The organism is Fibrobacter sp. UBA3718 (assembly GCF_002371935.1).
Lineage (GTDB): Bacteria > Fibrobacterota > Fibrobacteria > Fibrobacterales > Fibrobacteraceae > Fibrobacter.
This window is the reverse complement of record NZ_DFHR01000022.1, coordinates 68,396-89,281: the sequence shown is the minus strand read 5'-3', so window position 1 is coordinate 89,281 and position 20,886 is coordinate 68,396. Positions and strand designations below refer to the sequence as shown.

The following is a 20,886-nucleotide window of genomic DNA, read 5'->3' as shown; positions in this document are numbered from 1 at the left end:
ATATAGAAAATTTTCTGCAAAGAACAAGAAATTTGAATGCCTTTTTTGAGCGAAATTCGCCATTTTGTTGAAAAATTGTTGAAAAAATGAGATTTTGTGCACAAAAAAAGAGACGAAATGTTCCATCCTGTAAATTTTTGTATATATTACTTTTGTGGGATGTAAAAATTCCGTTTCATTTCGTGCCTATATAGAACATTTTTTGAAAGTCCTGTTTTTCAGGAGGCGATCATGTTTGAAGGATTGAAAAAAACGGTTTATTTGGCTGTGCTTTTGTCCAGCCTATTTGGTGTTGCTTTTGCGGCCAAGGTTGCACCGCTTTACTTTGAAAGCCTCGGAAATTCGGCCGCGGAAAATGCCGATTCCCAGCAAGAGTACTGGGAAGGTTTGATGAAGTACAAGCTATGGGGCTCTGAAGGATTGACGTTCAATAAGCATACGGTGCATATTGCGGATAAAAATGGCTATAACGGCACTGCAACGGGCGATATTTCCTTTTTCAACGGAGCTCATCATGTGGGCGGGCCGCTTCTTTCGGGAAAGGGGTTGCATCTCTCGGATGATGGCACGACTCCCAATAATGATACCCTGAGTGGAGGCCCGGTAAGGGTTCTTGGTGATTTTGCAATTGCAGATTGGGCGGCAAATTCTGGTCCGGTTTCTGGAGCCATCTATGAAGGACCTTATTGCGTGCAGGGCTCTATCAGAACACGTTCTTCGCAGGCTTACGATAATACACTGACCAATTGGGCTGCAATGGTCAAGGGCGGTGTCTATGGAACGTCGGGTGTGGTTGCTGCGGATGCTGCGACTGCCGATTCTACTTACACTTATAATGTTGAGAATCCTGAAACGGGTGACCTTGTCCCTGTTACGGAATACTACAAATACGTGGCCTATCCGTTTGCAGTGGGTACGTACCAGTCTTGCCCGGTGGAGGTCCCTCCGGTAGATACTCACTTGCGTGTGCCTCTTTGGCCTGAACCTGCAGAATGGGCTCCAGGTATCAATATGTCCAATGGTATTGACGAAGTTGCCTATATCCATGTTCCGCCGGAAAGCGCTTATATTAACGAATATGGCACGTATGACCTGTATATTGAAAATATCTATATGCACAACAGCGCACACAAGTACTTGTACGTTGTAATGCCGCATGGTGGTCGCCTTACAAGAATCTTTGTGCGCGATGGTTTCAATATTCAGCCGAGTGCAAACAGCGCGGTGATTCAGGTTGTCTATGTCGATAGGAACGCCGTTTACAATACGACCACCAAAGAGTGGGATGTGAGCGCTCTTGTCGATAGTAACTACATAAGTAATGCGAAATATGCTGGTAACCTGATGTTCTATACAAATAAGGATGTTCACTGGAAATCTATGGTCAAGCCGAGTTACCAGGGAACCTTCATGACGACAGGTAAGTTCACCATTGAAAACCACTTTACACTCGCTGGCCAACTTGTGGCAAATAATCTGTGGTTCGAATCCGATATCGTGGGCGATTTCCGCTATGTGCCGTTTGACCCACCCATACTGAAAATTGACCCGGAAGTGCTCCAGAACGGAGCCTTCCCCGAAAACAACGACGATGCGGAAATTCCGATATCTCTCGATACCGTAACGAACACGTCTGTCGATTTCAACTACTGCTTCGATTTGAATCTCTCGACGGCAACGCTGGAGGATTTCCAGAGGACGGCAAAGGCTCCGTTCCCGGTATGCGAATGGAGTGATACCACGTGGAACTACGTCCATGAAAATGACGATACCTCTATGCCTATAATAGATAGTGTGTATGTAAGCCATGTTGTCCATCATGACTCCGGCTATGTGGTTATCCCTGCACATCGCCTCACTCCCTACGATGAGAACAAGGCGTACCTGAACGTGTTTATCGATGGCATCGGAGAAAGTGAAGAATACCTGCACATGAAGATATTCAACCTTGCAGGTGCTGTGTTGGAAGGCAATGAACGTGAGGGTCACTTTACGTTGACCATTGTAGATGCGAATAACCCGCCGGTTGCTGGTGCTTCTAGCGTGACGGGTACCGAAGATGTGGCGTACACCTTCAAGACGAGCGACTTCTCGTACTCTTCGAGTAAGGGCTATGCGGAAACGGGCGTGGTTGTGGCCACGCTCCCGAACAAGGGTACTTTGACTTACAAGGGCGGCAACGTTACTGCGGGCCAGTTTATTCCGGTGGATTCCATCGGCGACCTCAAGTACACGGGCAAGAAGGATGATTTCGGGACTCCTGCCACCACCTTCCAGTTCAAGGTTCGTGACGAGATGAACTCCACCTCGGGTGCCGCTATCATGACGGTAAATCTTGCTGCAGTAAACGATAAGCCGAGTGCTACGGCGAGCGAATTTACCATTGTTGAAAATTCTGCAGTCGGTGCAAAAGCGACTGGGTCGCTCGTCGTGAAGGATGTGGATGACAATGCGTTTGTCTATACCCTGGTGGGCGGTGCTACCGATATTTTCCAGATAAACTCCTCTACGGGCGAGATTTCTGTCAAGAAGGCCGTTTTGGATCACGAGACTAAATCGACATACACGGTGACGGTGCATGTGCGTGACATGGCTTCGACGACGAAGCTTGCCGATACGCTTTCGTACAATGTCGCTGTGACGATTCGCGTGCTCGACAAGAACGAGGCTCCGTCTGTTGCGAATACAAACCTCGAAGTTCCTGAAATTTGCGATTCCGGTACGGTTGTCGGTCCGGTTGTCGCTACGGAACTCGATACGGCGGCGGCATTCACGAAGCTTGCCTATACGATTGTGGAAAGCGGCGTGCCGTTCGTGATGGATTCGAACATCGTCAAGGTAAAGGATCCGAGCAAGCTGAATTACGAGACGGATTCCGTGCTCACGTTCCATGTGGTTGTTTATGATGGCGAGTTCACCGATACGGCTCTCGTGACGGTGAAACTTACCGACGTGAACGAACCTCCTCACTTTGGGGACAACATCCCTGTGCTTACGGTGGACGAGAATGCACCTGCCGACACTCATGTTGGTGTAGTGACTGCAAGTGACGTGGATGGTACGGAAAACCTGACGTATTCCATTATCGATGAAACGGGTACGTTCAAGATTGTTCCTTCTACGGGCGAAATCAAGGTCATTGCCGATAGCACCATCGACTTTGAAACCAAGTCCTCGTACACGGTGAAGGTGGTGGTGACTGACAAGGATGGCCTTACCGATACGGCTACCGTGACCATCAAGGTGAATGACGTGAACGAGGCTCCCTCTATTGAGGATGCTGTGTTCGCGATTGACGAAAATCCCAGGAAGGGCGATTCCGCGGGGGCTGTCATCGCGTCTGATCTCGACACTGCGGCGCAGTTCCGCGTACTCACTTACGAGATTGTAGAGACAGAAGTGCCGTTTGAACTCGATTCCAACATCATTCGGGTTAAAGAACCCGGCAAACTCGATTACGAGACGGATTCCGTGTTTACGTTCCATGTGGTTGTTACCGACCAGGACGGTCTCTCCGATACCGCCGCAATTACGGTGAAACTCAACGATACGCCGGAACCGCCGAAGTTTGATGACAAGACTCCCACGTTGTCGGTCGACGAGAATGTGCCCGCGGGGACGAGCGTCGGTTTCGTAACTGCATCTGATGTGGATGAAGACGATGTGCTTACCTACAGCATCAAGGATCCGACCGACACCTTCGTTATTGATTCCGCGACCGGCGAGATTACGGTGAAGGCTGACAGTACCATCGATTACGAAACCAAGAACGAATACACGATGACCGTGGTCGTGACCGACAAGTTCGGCTATACCGATACGGCGACCGTGACCATCAAGGTGAACGACGTGAACGAAACTCCGGATGTGCCTGACCAGACCATCACGGTGAAGGAAGACGCCGCTGTCGGTAGCGACATTGGCAAGATTGTTGCGTCCGATCCCGATACGGCGAAGGCGTTCAGCACGCTGACCTACGAACTGGTGGAAGAGAGCAGCGTGTTCGATGTGAAGGAAGATGGCACGGTCGTGCTCAAGAAGGAACTTGATTACGAGAAGGATTCCATACTTACCATCAAGGTGCGCGTGACCGATGGGCTGCTTTCGGATACGGCGCTCGTGACTGTGAAGGTGACGAATGTCGTCGAGAAGTCCGAAGTTCAGATTACCCGTGCCGAGACGCGCGATACGGTCGTCTTGAATCCCGACACGCTTTACGTGAACACCACGGACCTTTGTATCGAATGGAAGGCCGACGGCAAGCTCATGGGCCCTGACTGCGACCTCGATATCCACGAAGGCGAGAACATCATCATCCGCACGTTCCAGGATCCGACTAAGGATGTCCCGGGAGCAGATACGCTGGTGGTTTACATGAGCACGGCTACTCCGGTCGTGACGGTGACGAAGGCTGTGGATGAGGCCGCATGGGCGAGCATATTCACGGTTATCGAGGAACCGGCGGCTAACGACCCGACCTTCTATGTAAACGACCCGAAAAATGACATCAGGGTGACCGTGACGGATACGGTGACCGGTTCGAAGGAATCCTTTACGGTGAAGGTGGAACTCGACACGATGAAGGTGCCTGAAAAAACGTTTAGCGGGACCCTATCGGGTATCGTAGATGCGGGGTTCACCTTGAACGAGAATCCTGCTTCCGGAGTGACCTACTCGCCGGTAAACGGGGATACGGTCGTCGTATCGTACATGGAAGTGGTGAACGGCAAGGAAGTTGTCGTAAGCTACAAGACCGACCTGAAGGGAAATATTCTCGAGAACGGGAACGGGGCTAAGGTCATGACTGTCACCTACACGACCGAAGTGAACGGCCAGGAGGTGCGCATTTCTTACGAAGCCGATGCGGTTACGGGCGAGGTCTTCCACTCTGCGGGAAGCTTTGCGAGCGCGGCCCTGGAAACTTCCGAAACGGGCAAGGACGGTCAGTCCGGAAAGTCCGGCAAGGATGGCAAGGGTACGAAGGATGAAAAGTCCTTGGATGCGGCTGTCTTTACGGTGACGTACGACTACGTGGACGCCAGCGGCAACGTCGTTGCGGTTTCTTACGGCGTGGATGAAAAGGGCGACATAGTCCGCAACGGCGATGGCAACATCGGCTACGAGGTGAGCTACACCTATACGAACAAGTACGGCAATTCGGCGACTCGTTCGCTCTTCATCGTGCTCGACGAGGTGGCTCCCGTTGTGGAAATCCTCTCGCCTGCCGATGGGGACCTCGTGTACTCGAATTTCGTGGAAGTGAAGTGGACCGTAGATATGGGCGACGGCCGTGGCGCTATCGTGCAAGATACACTCATTACGCAGGGCCTCGAGAAGGGTGCAAACGCCATCGTGCGCTTCTACCGCGACAAGGCGGGGAACGAGGCTTCCGACACGATTATCGTCATCATGAAGAATGCGAAGGACGTGGATATCGCGGTCGAGCAGCCTGTGACGGTCGTGACTCGTGAGAAGACGGATGAATACTATGCAAAGAACGTACCCGAAGAGGGTGAAACATTCGCCATCTCCATCTACAATACAAAGGCGGACAAGGAAGTGGAAACCCAGGTGGGCGGAAGCTTCAAGACGAAGGACGGGAGCGGGGATGTGCCGTATCCGGGACTTTCCGGTCACTTGGGACCGACTCTCGGAATCGATGCGAAGGTGCCTATAGCGACAGCGACGGGCGGACTTGCGACTCTTGACGATATCGTCTCGAAGGACGGCATGGTCCCGCTGCAGGGTGTCGATTCCAAGACCAGCGAGAAGATCTCCGTCGACGAGTATGTGGAGCAGTACTGCGATGCGGAGTTTGCCGAGAGCGCCGGCAAGGACTTCAGCAAGGCGAACCTCTTCAAGACCAAGATGTACGTGAATATCTGGATTTACACGAGCCTTGGCCAGTTTGTGGACTACTACTCGTTTACGCAGGACCTGAACGATCCGGAATACGTGAACGATGCGGGACTCCTCACGCTTTACTTCGAAATGAAGCCGGACCGCAACGGCGACGTCCGCTCGAAGTCGGGACGGCTCTACGCGACTGGCGCCTACGTCTTCAAGACGGAGGTCGAACTGAAGAGCACGCTGCGCTGTTCGCTGCCCCCGATGGTCGAGTCGAAGAAGGGAAGCGGCGTGTATAGCCCGGACAAGGATTCGAACGTGAAGGGCTCTGTCCGCTCCGTCAAGGAAGATCTGCTGAAGAGCTTCGGCTACAAGCGCCCGAAACAGGACTAGCGTTGCCAAGAAAAATGAAAAGCCTGGGTGTTTTCCCGGGCCTTTTCTTTTTTTTTGTTTTTAAAACTTTACAAATCAGTGTGATTTGGCTCACGGGATATTCCAGGTGGCCGAAAAACGGCCCGATTTGTTCCGATTTCCCCCTTGCCGGTCTTTGAATGTAAGATTTTTTTAGTATTTTTACTTGTGTGTGGGGATTTGGTCTAAACCCTATCCTGTGGTGGATAACATGAAGAAGAAAATTTTTGGCCTTGTAATATTCCTAATTGGAATAGGCGCTTCATTTGCAATGGATGTGGCTCCGCTTTACTTCGTTGATGCCCAAGGGAACCGTATTGTGGCAAACCTGCAGCAGGAATACTGGAATTATCTCGTCAAGTATAAACTGTTCGGGAACGATTTTGTAAAGACCGGAAACCGCGTTATCATTCACGATGAATCGGGCTGGACCGGATCCAATGGTTATTTTAGAGCTGAACAACCGGATGGGCAGGGAGTGTCGGTTGGAACTCAGTTAGGTGGTCCCATTGTCGTTGCGGGGCAAATAACTACCGGAGATGGGTATAAGTTCACTACGGGACCTATTCGTGGAGGTTCTTTCGAGTCGGGTCAGAACTGTAATAACTGTTATTATGCTGCTCCGATATGCTTGGACAATACAGCGGTTACTGGTGGTGGAACGGCTGGATTTCAGGCTCAACCAATTAGTAACTGTCCTGATCAGCCTTCTGCAAATACCGCGGTTAGCATTCCTCGTCTTGATTGGCCGGAATCCCCAACGGCAAGTAATATCGAGATTGGTACGAATAATGGTGAAGTGAAAATTTTTGTTCCTGATGCCGAAAATGGGAGCAAGGACCCCTATGATTTGTACATAGACGAAATTCATACAGGTATTAACGGTACTGATGGTGCTCGAATTATCGTGAGTATGCCTGCAGGTGGTCGTGTGACACGTATCTTTGTACATCAGATACAGTTGGGAAACCATACTGTTATTCAAATCGTTTATAGGACTCCGCAAGAAGATGGTTCTGTTGTTGAAGTTCCTGCTGAAAAGTATGCGGGTAATCTGTTGTTCTATACAGATCATGACATAAACATTAAAAATACGGACAACAGTATCCTTCTGGGAACATATGTTTCTACCGGAAGGATTTTCTTGCAGAGTAACATTAACTTTGCTGGACAGTTGATTGCTAATGAACTGGTGGTTGGTAACGAATTTGATGGCCGAAGCTTTGTTTTTGTTCCGATTGATCCGCCGGTCTTGGATTTAAAGCCTCAGGCCGATACTCCGCTTGAATTCCCTGAAAACGATTTGCTGGTAAAGGTTCCCATTGCGCTCGATACCCCCGCTCCGGCAGATGTGTTCATTGACTACTGCTTTGATTTGCAAAATTCGTCGGCGAAGGAAAGTGATTTCCTCTTAGACAACATTGATGGAGGTGTCTATTCTCATTCCACTGATGGAAAGAAATACCTGTTCCCCATATGTGGGCAGGACATGGGCAAGGTGACAATCCTTAAAGATGCAAAAACTCCTGCTGATGCTCCTGATGTTAGTGTGTGGATTAATGTCGCTAAGGACGAATTGGTTGAAAGGCCGAATGAAACTCTTCGCTTGAAAATCACGAATATTTCTGGTGCAGTGTTGCCGGGTAATAAGTTGGATGGTTATTTCGACTTGATTATTGTCGATGCGAATATTGAACCGACTAGTGAAAACTTTGAAATCGCTGCTACGGAAGATGAATTCTTTACATTTGATTCTTCCATGTTCAAGTACGCATCTGCTTTTGATAAGGTTGAACAGGGCGTCGTGATTATGTCGCTTCCCGAAAAAGGGTTCTTGCTGAGTAATGGCGACACGCTTACAAGCTCTGATTTGAATAAGTTTATTCCGATTAATGAAACGACAAACGTAGATTTGCAATTCATTGCTGCAAAGGATGAATATGGTGTTTCTCCGGCTTATACTTCCTTTACCTTCAAAATGAAGGATGCGGATAATGTCGTGTCTGAAAAGCCTTACACCGTTACGGTTAAGGTAAATCCGGTGAACGACAAGCCGACGATAACTGCCGATACAATTAAGATCGGCGAAGTTGACCACGAGGTGAAGTCCGGTTCCATCGTCGGTGCGGATATCGAAGGTGATGCTTTGGCATATTCTTTCGATAACGCCTTTGATGAAACATTCACCGAGGCCAACTACAATAAGATTACGTCGCTCTACGAGATGGATCCCGCAACGGGCGTTGTCTCTGTAAAGAATGACGCTGTTTTGAATTACGAATCGGCCGACAGCGTGCTTGCCATCAAGGTGAAGGTCGTCGACAATGCTGCTACGACCAGCGGTGTGGGCAAAGATTCAGCCTATGCTGTTGTCGTGCTCCAGATTGTCGACCAGAACGAAGCTCCGGTTGTTCGTGATACGACGTTCTCGGTGGACGAGAATTCCAAGGCTGGAACCGAGGTCGGCAAGCTGCTTGCGACAGACCCGGATGTAAAGAGCGCAGACTTCGGTGTGCTCAAGTACAGTCTTGTTGAAACGGATGTTCCGTTTGCAATCGACAATCAGGGCGTTATTACGGTTTCTGAAGATGATGCTCTTGATTTTGAAACAAAATCCAGTTGGATTATTCATGTTGTTGTTACGGATGGCTTCTTGCCGCAGACGGTTGAAGTGGTCATCATAATCAACGACCTGAACGAGCCACCGCACATCGAGGAACCCGAAAACGAATATAACGTTGTCGAAAATACGGGGAATGGAGTCGTGTTTGCGTCAATCAAGGTTACGGACCAGGATAATGACGACGGAAGGACAACTTTGACGGCCAAACTCGAAAACCTTATCGAGTCTGAAGGTGTGACTGCAGAAGACCTTTTCGAAGCCACTGTGGTGGAGGATACGACGGACCATTCTCTGAGGATTGTCATTACCGTAAAGGACAGCGCGAAGCTTGATTACGAAGCCCTGCTGGCAAATGGCGAAAATGAGGTTCTCTTCGATGTAAGGCTCCTGCTTACGGACCGTGGTGCCGCCGAAGGAAGCCTTACCGATACAGCTTTCACGACGATTTTCGTGACTGACGAGAACGAAAAGCCGACTGCCGAGGATGGCGACTTCACGATTGCCGAAAATTCTGCGGCAGGAACGCTTGTCGGCAAAGTCGTTGCTTCTGATCCGGATACGGCAAATGCCGCTTTCGGAACCCTCTACTATAGCTTTGTGGAAACGTCGACCCAGTTCGAGATCGATGCTGCCGGTACAATTAGGGTTCTCGAAGGTGCCGTCCTTGATTACGAAACGACTCTTCCGGACCACAAAATTACGCTCCATGTGAGAGTGACCGATGGTGTATTTGCCGATACGGCTACGGTGACGGTTACACTTACCGACGAGAACGAACCGCCCATTATTATCGACGACGACAAGGACAACTATGACGTGCCCGAAAACACGCTTGCGACAACGGAAATCGCTCGCTACGAAATCATGGATGTCGATGCTGTCGATGCCAATTTTGCGACAGCTCTGAAGGTTGTCCTTTCGGATATGGAAGAAAATGCAATTTCTGCCGACAACCTGTTTGAAGCAAAAATTGAACAGAGCGACAGCAAGACATACGCCGTGATTCGCGTTAAGAATTCTCCGGATTTCGAAGCGATACTGGATGCAAATGGCGATTCTGTATTCTTTGTTGCTCTGACCCTGAAGGATCAGAACGGCGTTGCCGGTTGCAATTCCGTAACGCTCGACAAGAAGATTACGGTGCTTGACGTGAACGAAGCTCCGGTCATTGCCAACAGGAACTTCACCCCGGATGAAAATATCGAAAACGATGAAGTCGTGGGCGAAATGACGGTCGATGAACCCGATACGAAGAATGTCGAGTTCCGCCATCTGGCTTTCTCCATCATTGAGAATGTCCCGTTCTACATGGATTCGAACAAGGTGAAGGTGGGCGATGCTAGCCTGCTTGACTTTGAAACGACTCCGGAATACACTTTCCGTGTGGTGGTGAAGAACTGCGAGAAGAATGCCTCTACGGGCAATTACACTGAACGCTGCCTTGCCGATACGGCCGACGTGAAGGTCACGCTTCAGAACGTGAACGAGGATCCGGAAATCAAGTGCATCGTGGGTGATACCAAGTGCAACGGCCCGTTCGAAATCGCCGAAAATTCGAAGACCGGCACTGAAATCCACACATTTGCGATTACGGACGTGGATGCGAACGATGCGGGCAAGTTGACTGTTGCCCTCACCGATTCTGTGCCCGGTGGTACCGCGGCGACGCTCTTTGACGTGAAACTGAACGACGCTCATTCGGAAGTGACCATCGTGGTGAGGGATAGTTCCAAGCTCAACTACGAAGCGGTGGATTCCGTGTACGTGGTTGTCCTGACGGTCAAGGATGTTGGTGGCAAGACCGATACGCTCATCCGCACGATTAATGTCAAGGATGTGAACGAAAAGCCGACGATTGCCGACAAGAGTTTGGATCAGCCCGAAAATCTTGCGAAGGACGCCGTTGTGGCGGAACTTTCTGCGACGGATCCCGATACGAAGCATGTGGCTGATTTTGGTCACTTGGATTACTCCATCATTACCGAAAACATGCCGTTCTATATGGATTCGAACAAGGTCAGGGTTGACGATTCGACAAAGATTGACTTCGAGACAACTCCGGTGTTCACCTTCAATGTGAAAGTGGAAAACTGCGAGAAGAACGCCTCTACGGGCAAGTACACTGAACGCTGCCTTGCCGATACCGCTACCGTGACGATTACCCTTACGAACGTGAACGAAGTTCCGGAAATCAAGTGCATTGTGGGTGACACCAAGTGCAACGGCCCGTTCGAGATTGCCGAAAATTCGAAGACCGGTACTGAAATCCATACGTTTGCGATTACGGACGTGGATGCGAACGATGCCGGCAAGTTGACTGTGGCCCTCACCGATTCTGTGCCCGGCGGCATTGCGGCTACGCTCTTTGACGTGAAGCTGAACGACGCTCATTCGGAAGTGACCGTCGTGGTGAAGGATAGTACCAAGCTCAACTACGAAGCTGTGGATTCCGTGTATACGGTTATCCTGACGGTCAAGGATGCCGGCGGTGCGACAGATACGCTCATCCGTACTATCAATATCAAGGACGTGAACGAAGCCCCGACGATTGCGAACAAGACCGCGGAGCAGCCCGAAAATCTTGCGAAGGATGCCGTCGTGACAGAACTTTCCGCGACGGATCCCGATACGAAGCATGTGGCTGATTTCGGCCATCTGGATTACGCGATCATTACCGAAAACATGCCGTTCTACATGGATTCGAACAAGGTTAGGGTAGGCGATTCTACGAAGCTCGACTTCGAGACGACTCCGACGTTTGTCTTTAACGTGGAAGTGAAGAACTGCGAGAAGAATCCCTCGACGGGCAACTACACCGAGATGTGCTTGGTCGATACAGCCCTTGTCACCATCAACCTTAAGGATGTGAATGAGACTCCGAAGATTGTCGTCGATGACGATGATGACGGTGACGATGATACCGACGAGGATTGCATCGCGAACTGCGATACGACTGGCCGCGGACACGACCCGGTTTCCAAGAAGACCCTTACGGTGGGCATCGATGAAAATAGCGCAACCAACGTGGTCGTGTTTGCCTATGTGGTTGCGGACGAGGACGTTGGCGACGTGGGCAACCTGACGCCGAGTCTGAAGGACGACAACAATACGGGTGTCGATTCCCTCTTCAAGGTTGGCATGAAGACGGAAGGCGGCAAGACGAAAGTGGTCGTGTATGTGAAGGATGGCTCGAAGCTCGATTACGAGAAGGTCAAGCTCGAACATGAAGTGACGGTCTTCATTACGGACCCGGACGGCCTCCAGGATTCCATCGTGCGTATCATCAAGGTGCAGGATGTGAACGAGGCTCCTGTGGTTAAGGACTTCACCAAGACCATCGCCGAAAACCTCCCGAACAATTCTGTGGTGGGCGAACTCGACGCTACGGATCCTGACGTGCTGAACAAGGCGTTCAGCACACTCACGTACACGATTCTCGAGAATGACGTCCCGTTCTATTTGGATTCCAATGTCATCAAGGTTGCCGATAGCGACAGGCTGAACTATGAAAAGGATTCCGTGTTCACATTCCATGTGAAGGTCTCGGATGGCACGAATTCCGCTACGGCATCGGTCACAATCAAGCTTTCCAACGAGGGCGAAAATCCGAAGATTATCGTGGATGACGATGATGACGGCGATGACGATTCCGATGAAAAGTGCATTGCGAACTGCGATACCACAGGTCGTGGTGTTGACCCGCAGGGCAAGAAGACCCTTACCGTGGGTGTCGAAGAGAACGTGCCGACAGGAACCGTTGTTGTGAGCTATGTCGTTGCTGACGAAGATTTCGGCGAAGTGAAGCATCTTATTCCGACACTTTTGGATGACAAGAATTCGGGTGCCGATTCCCTGTTCTCGATCGCGCTGGATACCACGGGCGCGAAGACCAAGGTTGTCGTCACGGTGAAGGATAGCGCCAAGCTCGACTACGAGACGATTAATCCGAAACATGAAGTTTCGATTGTCGTGACAGACGTGAATGGCCTTGCCGATACGCTCAAGCGCGTTATCGAGGTGATTGACATCAACGAACCGCCAACCTTCGAATCCTGGCCGTTCGAATTCAAGGAACACAACGAGCCCGGCGTTGTCGTGGGACATGTGGAACATGGCGAAGATGTTGACACGATGGCCATTTCGGGAATCAGCAAGCCCGAAAACTACATCCACGACAAGTTCGAATTGACGGGAGGTGCCGACGGTGCCGATACGCTGTTCACGCTGTTGCCGAATGGCGACCTGGTTGCGAACAAGACCTTCGATTTCGAGACGGATCCGACGGAATATACCATCTACATCTCGCTGATGGATACGCTGATGCCGGAACTTGTCGAAACCGATACCATCCACATCACGCTGCTTGACATCAACGAGGATCCGTGGATATTGACGGATTCCGTGGTCGTCGAGGAGAACGTGGAGAAGGGAACGGTCATCGATACCATCGAGGCTAAGGACCTTGATCTCTACGATACCGTGCTGACATTCACGCTTGTCGAGGACAAGAGCGGCTGCTTCGATGTCTCGGAGAGCGGTGTCGTTACGGTGAAGACCGACAACTGCAAGGAACTTGACTACGAAAAGAACAAGGAACTCCCGATCAAGGTGAAGGTGACCGACACGAAGGATGCTTCCGAAACCAAGACGATTGTCGTGAAGATTACCGACAAGAACGAAGCTCCGGAAGTTGATGACGAAACCATTACGGTCAGTGAAGATACGCCGATTGGAACTCCTGTCGATACGGTCAAGGCGACTGATCCGGATGACGATCCCAAGTACAACGAGCTTATCTACACGATTGTCGGTGGTGATTCGTCCGTATTCAAAGTCGATTCCACGACGGGAGTCGTGACGCTGATTGATTCTCTCGATTACGAAGAGAAGAGCGAATACACTCTTGTTGTCGAGGTGTTCGACGGCGAATTCAGGGATACGGCCACCGTGACCATCAAAGTCGGCAACGTAGTCGAAAGTTCCGAAGTGGAAATCACCCGTGCCGAAACCCGCGATACGGTCGTCATCAATCCCGATACGCTTTACGTGAACACTCCGGACGTGTGCATTGAATGGAAGGCTGACGGCAAGCTCATGGGACCGGATTGCGATCTCGAGCTCCACGAAGGCGAGAATATCATTGTCCGCACCTTCCAGGATCCGACGAAGGACTTCCCGGGCGTGGATACCTTGGTCATTTACTTCAGCACGGCAACCCCGGTCGTGACGGTCTCGAAGGCTTCGGATGCGAACGCGAAGACCAACATCTTCACCATCGTGGAAGAGGCTGCTGCCAAGGATACCACGTTCTACGTGAACAATCCGAAGAACGATATTCTCGTGACGGTGACGGATACGGTTACCCACACGAGCGAATCGTTCACGGTGAAGGTTGAACTCGAGGCTGTCGACATTCCGTCCAACACGTTCAAGAAAACACTTGGTGGACTTGTGGATGCCTGTGTGACCCTGAACGAACATGCGACGGATGTGACCTATACCCCGGTCAACGGCAATTCTACCGCCGTGACCTATACGGAAAAGGTCAACGGCAAGGATGTGACGGTCACCTACTACACGGATTCCGAGGGCAACATTATCGAGAATGCCGACGGAATCAAGACGATGACTGTCACCTACACGACCGAGGTGGAAGGGCGCGAAGTCCGCATCTCGTACTTGGCCGATGCCGTGACGGGCGAGGTTGTCCAGACTACGGGCGGCTATACCAAGCAGGAATCCGGCAAGGATTCCAAGGATGGTGGCAAGGAATCTGGAAAGGGTGGCAAGGATAACAAGGACTCTAAGGATGGCAAGTCCGAGAATCCGGTTGTCTTTACGGTCACCTACGATTATGTGGATGCGAACGGCAATATCATGACGGTTGCTTATGGTGTCGATGCCGAAGGCAACCTCGTGAAGAACGAAGATGGCAACCTCGGCTACGAAGTGAGCTACACCTACACGAACAAGTACGGCAACTCTGCGACCCGCTCCCTGTTTATCGTGGTCGACCAGGTTTCGCCGGTCGTGGAAATTGTTGCGCCTGTCGATGGCGAAGTGGTGTACACGAACTTTGTGGACGTGAAGTGGATGGTGAATGGCGAAGTGCAGGATACCCTCATTACGCAGGCCCTGGAGAAGGGGGCAAACGCCATCGTGCGCTTCTACCGCGACAAGGCCGGCAACCAGGCTTCCGATACGATTATCGTCATCATGAAGAACGCGAAGGATGTGGATATCGCTGTGGAACAGCCGGTGACGGTGGTGACCCGCGAGAAGACGGAAGAGTACTATGCGTCCAACGAGCCTGAGGAAGGCGAGACGTTCGCCGTTACCATTTACAATACGAAGACGGATAAGGAAGTGGAAACCCAGGTGGGCGGAGATTTCGAATCTAAGCCCGGCAGTGGCGACGAACCTTACCCGGGACTTGCTGGACACTTGGGCCCGACTCTTGGCATTGATACCAAGGTGCCGACCGTGAACGCGATTGGCGGCCTTGCTACGCTTGACGACCTTGTCGGCAAGGATGGCCTGGTTCCGCTGGAAGGCGTCGATGCCGCAAACAGCGTGAAGATTACGGTCGATGAATACATGGACCAGTATTGCGACGCTGAATTCGCCGAGAACGTGGGGTCCGATATCAGCCGCGCGAACCTCTTCAGGACGAAGATGTACGTGAAGATCTGGATTTACACTAGCCTCGGCCAGTTTGTGGATTACTACTCCTTCACGCAGGATCTGGACAACCCCGACTACGTGAACGATGCGGGCCTCCTCACGATGTACTTCGAAATGAAGCCGGATCGTGACGGCAATGTCCGCACGGAATCGGGTCGTCTGTATGCGACGGGTGCATATGTCTACAAGACGGAAGTCGAGCTGAAGTCCACGCTGCGTTGCTCCGTGCCGCCGTTCACCGAAACGACGAGGGGCAGTGGCAAGTATGAACCGGACAAGGCTTCTAACAAGAAGGGTGCGACCCGCTCTGTCAAGGAAGACCTGCTGAAGAGCTTCGGCTACAAGCGCCCGGACCAGAAATAGCGCGCCCCTGGCGATGAAATTTTTGTAACCCCTTGATACTCAAGGGGTTATTTATTTCTATGGGAAATGGCGACTGCATGGCGCTCCGGAGACGCTTTGGCGATGGCTGGATGCGGTGTCAAAAAAGGGTTGCAAAAGGCTTCTTTGTGAAATGCGGCACGTGCTTTTTTGAAAAAAAAGGTTTATTTTTAACAAGTCGAACGCCCCAAAGGAGTCTTATGAAAACTTCTCCGTTCCGCCTGCTTCCGGTTCTCTTTCTAATCCCCTCATTGGTCTTCTCTGCATCTGTTGCAGGCAAGGTGCGCGCCGCCCTTGGCGAATGCGAGAGGCAGAAGGCAAAGCAAGTCAAGTGGTCTCCGCTTGTCGTGGGGGCTTCCATATTCCAGACGGACAGGTTGCGCACGGGCGCCGAGTCCGAAATCATTTTCGGTCTTCCGGACGGGAGCACGGTCTCGATTGCGGAAAACGCCGAGGTCGAGATTGAACGCCTCCTGGAACCCGATGGAAAGGGTTCGTTTGATACGCGTCTGAACGTGGAGGACGGCTTCGTCAAGTTCGCCATCAAGAAGCAGAAGAAACAGTCCAAGTTCCGTTTCAAGACGGGGGTTCACACGGCATCCATCCGTGGAACGGATGGCTTCGTGGGTGGCGGCGAGAATTTTTTTGCGAGTCTTTCGACGGGTAAGCTGGATGTGCAAACGGGCGAGGACGGTCCGGCATCTTCCATCGGTGCGGGCGAGACGATTTTCGGAAAGGATTCGCTCGTGACGCTCAAGCTCGCTTCTTCGGGTAACCCGAAACTGGCGCGCCGCCTCGTGGCAATCATGAAGTCGGGCAAGGCGCTCGACGAGATGGTGAAGGATGTGAAGGCAGCGGATGCTTCTGTGCAGGAAGAGATGAAGAAGGCCGCGGTGGAAAGTTTGCCCGAGAACGGATTCACGCTGGATGCGGAGAGCGCAGAAGTGTGCGAGGCTGGCCTTACCGTCAGCGGAAACTACCGCACGGCCGACCCGAACGCGAAGCTCGTGGTTAAACTTGGCAAGACCTTCACGTCGTCAAATCTTGTGGCGGTGGCGGATGGCGCTCCGCATGCATTTGTGCAGAATATTCCCGTGAACGATGCAAACGGGCTTTGGACCGAAACCGAGGCCCAGGTCGTGTTTACATCGGCGAAGGCCAAGGATACTAAGAAGGTCGCGGTCGGCGTGAATGCTTCGTGTGCGGGCGTGAACCAGGTGGCTCCGCAGATTCAGTTCGTCTCGTATGATTCCGTTGCGTGCAAGGCGCAGCTCTCGGTTGGCGGAATGCAGGGCGATGAGGCCCTCCTTGCGCTCTCGGTGGACGGCTCTGCGACTTCGGAAGAGACTGTGTCCAAGAATGGCCAGAGGACTGTCAAGCTTGTCCCTGGCGTTCACGAATACGTCTACACGGCGACGGACCTTGCGAAGAATGTCGCTACGGCAAAGAAATCGATGGGTTGCTATCCGGTGCAACGTTTTGTTGTCGAAGTGTTCGGAGAACCGAACGAGAATCTTCTGGTGCCTCCTCCTCCGATGGGAATCGCGGACCGCATCGGCAAGACGCTCCAGTTCAAGATCAAGAACCCGGAGAACGACCCGCAGTTCCTTTACAGGGTAACGGTGCGCCAGAACGGCAAGGTCATCTTGCAGGAGACCCTGTCGCAAATCCAGTCGCTGGATTACGACATTCCCGTCGAGCTTGTCCGTGGAGCAAAGAACAAGTTCGATATCGAAGTGATTCATAAGAGCGGATTCAAGGCCAAGGCGGTTAAGCGGTTCGAGGTTCGCTAATGTCGTTCGGAAGTTGGTTTGTTAGAGTTGTTGCCTTTGCGGCATCCGTCTTTGCGGTTGCTGCGCCTTCGGAGTTGAAGGGGGAAACCTCCGGATTCCTGATGGTGGACAAGTCGCCCTATACGGTAAGCGAGACGATAGTCGTGGGCGAGGGCAAGGGCCTTGTTGTCGAGGCGGGCGCTGTGATTGAATTCAGGCAGGGGGCTGGGCTCGATGTGCGTGGCGGTTCGCTTTCGGTGATGGGCAAAGCCGATAGCCCGGTCGTGTTCCGCGGTGTCGACGGTGGCTCCTGGAACGGAATCTCGGTGGCGGGCAATCACAAGGCGAACCTTTCGTACCTGCAAATCGACGGTGCGGAAATCGGACTTGCGGTGGAGCGCGGCTCGGTTTCCATGAGCGAAGTGGATATCTTGAATGCGGGGCGGGTCGGTTTTTTTGCGAAGGATGCTTCCGTGCAGGTGAACGGTGGCGCTTTCAATTACAATGCGGGCGTTGCGCTTTGGCTTGCTTCGGGGGTGAAGGCCGAAATCGAAGGAGCTTCGCTGTTTGGAAACAAGTTTGGTGCAGTCTTGCAGGAAGGCGCGAAACTCAAATTCGACCAGTCGAACATCAGCGGTAACGAGGTCGGCCTGGTGTCGCAGGACTGGAACAGCCTGAATTTTAGCAGGCTCAGTATCGAGGGAAACCAGGTCGGTCTTGTGCAGAGCGACAGTCCTTCGGATGAGCTCAAGAATGCGGTAAGCGGTAACGACAGCGACTTTTCCCAGGATTTCGCGATGGTGATGAAGAATCTTCCCGATGCACCCGAGAATCCAGAAGCGGAAGCCTATTCGAAGAGCCACCATGCGGAATCGGCAGCCCCAGTCCAATGGGCGATGAGCGGAAACGTTGCAATGACGCTAGGCTATCATGCGGTCTGGACGGAGAAAGACGAGAACGGCGACGAATATCCGAATCTCTTCCAGGTGCCGGGGCTCTTTGCAAACGCAAATGCCTATATGCAGGTGCGATCGACGGACGGAAAGCTGTTTGAGATGTCTGCGAACCTTTCGATGGACCGCTGGAACTATTTCAACCCCGAGAATGTCCTTGCCGTTTACCGGGACAGCCTGCAGCGGATTGCGCTTGGCGACATGTACCTCCTGGGCGGGGAAACCTACCTTGCGGGAATCGATCTGCTGGGTGCGAGCTATGACTTCAACCTGTTGCGCAATTCTGCCGGGATTCCGATGTTCATGCTGAGCGCTTTTGGTGGCGAGACGCGCGCTCCGAAACTCGTGGGCGAGCGCAACAAGGATGTCTACAAGGACTACATCGAGGATGGCGAGGCGGAGCCGCAGCAGCTCATTGTGGGCGGGAAAGTCCGTTGGAATCTGAATCGGAGGTTCAATGCGACGTTTGGCTTTATCGGGAACAAGGATGAACTCGAAGATCCGCTTCTGCGAGACGGTTCCAGCGCTAACGTGAATACGGCGGTGCCGGCGACATCGTCGAGGGCCTTCTTTGCCGATGCGGAATGGAAGATGTTCCCGGGCGACTTGACGCTGAATGCGCAGTTTGCAGTTGGCGGTGCCGACACGTCGGGAGTCCTGATGCAGCGCGCTGTGAACAAGGTGTTTTCCGATGCCGGGCTTGACGTGTCGAACTATGCGAAGCTCCGCAGGCTCATGAACAACCAGACGCTTGTGGAACTGCTTTCGCGTGGCGAACTGGAAGAAATCTTTGGCGAAAACGCGATGATGACCGAGGCGGAGATGCGTTCTGCTCTCAAGGCGTACCTGGAACGCGCGAAACGCGTGTTGTCTGGTTACAAGGACGACGAGGATTCGCATGCCGATATCAAGAATTGGAACGGCGAGAATTTTGCGTGGCTCGCGTCCATGCACTGGGCGTTCAAAAATACGGTTGTCGATGCCCACATGCGGTTCGTTGGCCCAGATTACTTTAGTGCGGGCTCTCCCGACTTGCTGCAGAACTCCCGCGAGTGGTTTGTGTCGTTGAACCAGAAAGTGATGGATTTCTGGAAACTGAATGCCGAGTACAAGCTTGAAATTGAAAATGCGGCGCATGGGGAAGATTACAACGTGTTCGGCTTTGCGGAAGGGAGTGCTCTTGGCCTCTTGCCTGGCGCGGACGACGACTGGCTTAAAAAGCATGAGCAGGATGATAGCCGAACGCTTTACGATCATACCGCGAAAATCGCGAATAATTTTGATGTGGCGGGCCGGTTGAAAATCGTTGCGGGCTATGCCTTCAACTACAGGACGAGAAGTACGGACCAGAGGCTCTATGCGAATTATTCTGCGGCATCGGGAATCTACTCCGACCTGTGGTTTGCGAAACGCGGCGGGGCGACCATTGATGTCGTCGATGGCGACGATACGCTGAAGGTGGATTCCGCACGGTGGGTGAAATACTATGCACTTGCCCAAAAGCCTTACCTGGCGACGCAGTTCGAAGAGAACATCGCGAAGCACACGTTTAACTTGGGCCTTAGCCTCTCGCTACCCTACAACACCTTGAATGTCGGTGGAGTGTGGTGCATTCGGCGGGATTATTCTGGATTCGAACAGGATAAACTAATCTCCGATTTCAATTTTAGCGACGAGACTTTCGGAATTCTCGGCTATTACTTCCATGGTGGCGACTATTTTGAACAGAGCTATCCTGTTTCGCTCCTGACTGCTGTGGGCAAGGTGCGCAACCGCCTCTCGGTGGTGCCGCGCTATAAGGTCTATGAACGCGACAATATGGACGATTTCGAATGGCGCATCGCGGAAAGCCTGCAGATGCCGATTGTGGATAAGTTTATGGACCTGTCGCTGACGGGCTTGTTCCGCCAGGAGTTCCTGAACCGCGACGAGGGTTCTGCCCATGTGCGCGAAGTAGAAATGGATGTGGGCGGTTCCCTGACGCTCGGGTTTACGCACTTGAAGAACTTGACATCCTCGTGGACAATCGGGGCGCTCTACAGCCATCGCCCGGACCTGCTTTCGGATGAATACTTTGACCTCTACGGCACGGCGACGGTGAATTATGCGTTCTGATTTTTTTGCGCAATGAGATGTGTGGTATGAATCGTTTTTTGTTGTTTCTGATACTTTCGTTTTTTGCCGTTAACGGATGGTGTGCTGCGACGGTTTGTTC

At 52.0% G+C, this 20,886-nt stretch carries 4 protein-coding genes; all 4 read left to right on the top strand.

Annotation, left to right across the window (positions count from 1 at the left end; all coding sequences use genetic code 11):
- Nucleotides 1–231: 231 nt before the first annotated feature.
- The 4 genes from B4A77_RS08570 to B4A77_RS08555 all read left to right on the top strand — a co-directional run bounded on the left by B4A77_RS08570 (nucleotide 232) and on the right by B4A77_RS08555 (nucleotide 20,786).
- Nucleotides 232–6,240: a cadherin domain-containing protein gene (locus B4A77_RS08570; protein WP_290739976.1), complete on the top strand. Its 6,009-nt coding sequence runs from the start codon at nucleotides 232–234 to the stop codon at nucleotides 6,238–6,240.
- Nucleotides 6,241–7,432: 1,192 nt separating this feature from the next.
- A complete protein-coding gene (locus B4A77_RS08565) occupies nucleotides 7,433–15,928 on the top strand; it encodes a cadherin repeat domain-containing protein (RefSeq protein WP_290739973.1) in 8,496 nt (2,831 codons plus the stop codon).
- A 218-nt stretch (nucleotides 15,929–16,146) separates the two neighbouring features.
- Entirely contained in the window at nucleotides 16,147–17,739 is a 1,593-nt protein-coding gene (locus B4A77_RS08560; RefSeq protein ID WP_290739970.1) for a FecR family protein, read from the top strand.
- Nucleotides 17,739–20,786, top strand: coding sequence for a right-handed parallel beta-helix repeat-containing protein (locus B4A77_RS08555; protein ID WP_290739968.1), 3,048 nt, complete (start codon nucleotides 17,739–17,741; stop codon nucleotides 20,784–20,786). The genes B4A77_RS08560 and B4A77_RS08555 overlap by 1 nt, the downstream gene beginning before the upstream one ends.
- The last annotated feature ends 100 nt before the right edge of the window (nucleotides 20,787–20,886 follow it).

Bases quoted from the DNA above. Each gene is read 5' to 3' on its own strand.
- B4A77_RS08560 (WP_290739970.1), top strand. From the start codon at position 16,147: ATGAAAACTTCTCCGTTCCGCCTGCTTCCGGTTCTCTTTCTAATCCCC.
- B4A77_RS08570 (WP_290739976.1), top strand. From the start codon at position 232: ATGTTTGAAGGATTGAAAAAAACGGTTTATTTGGCTGTGCTTTTGTCC.
- B4A77_RS08555 (WP_290739968.1), top strand. From the start codon at position 17,739: ATGTCGTTCGGAAGTTGGTTTGTTAGAGTTGTTGCCTTTGCGGCATCC.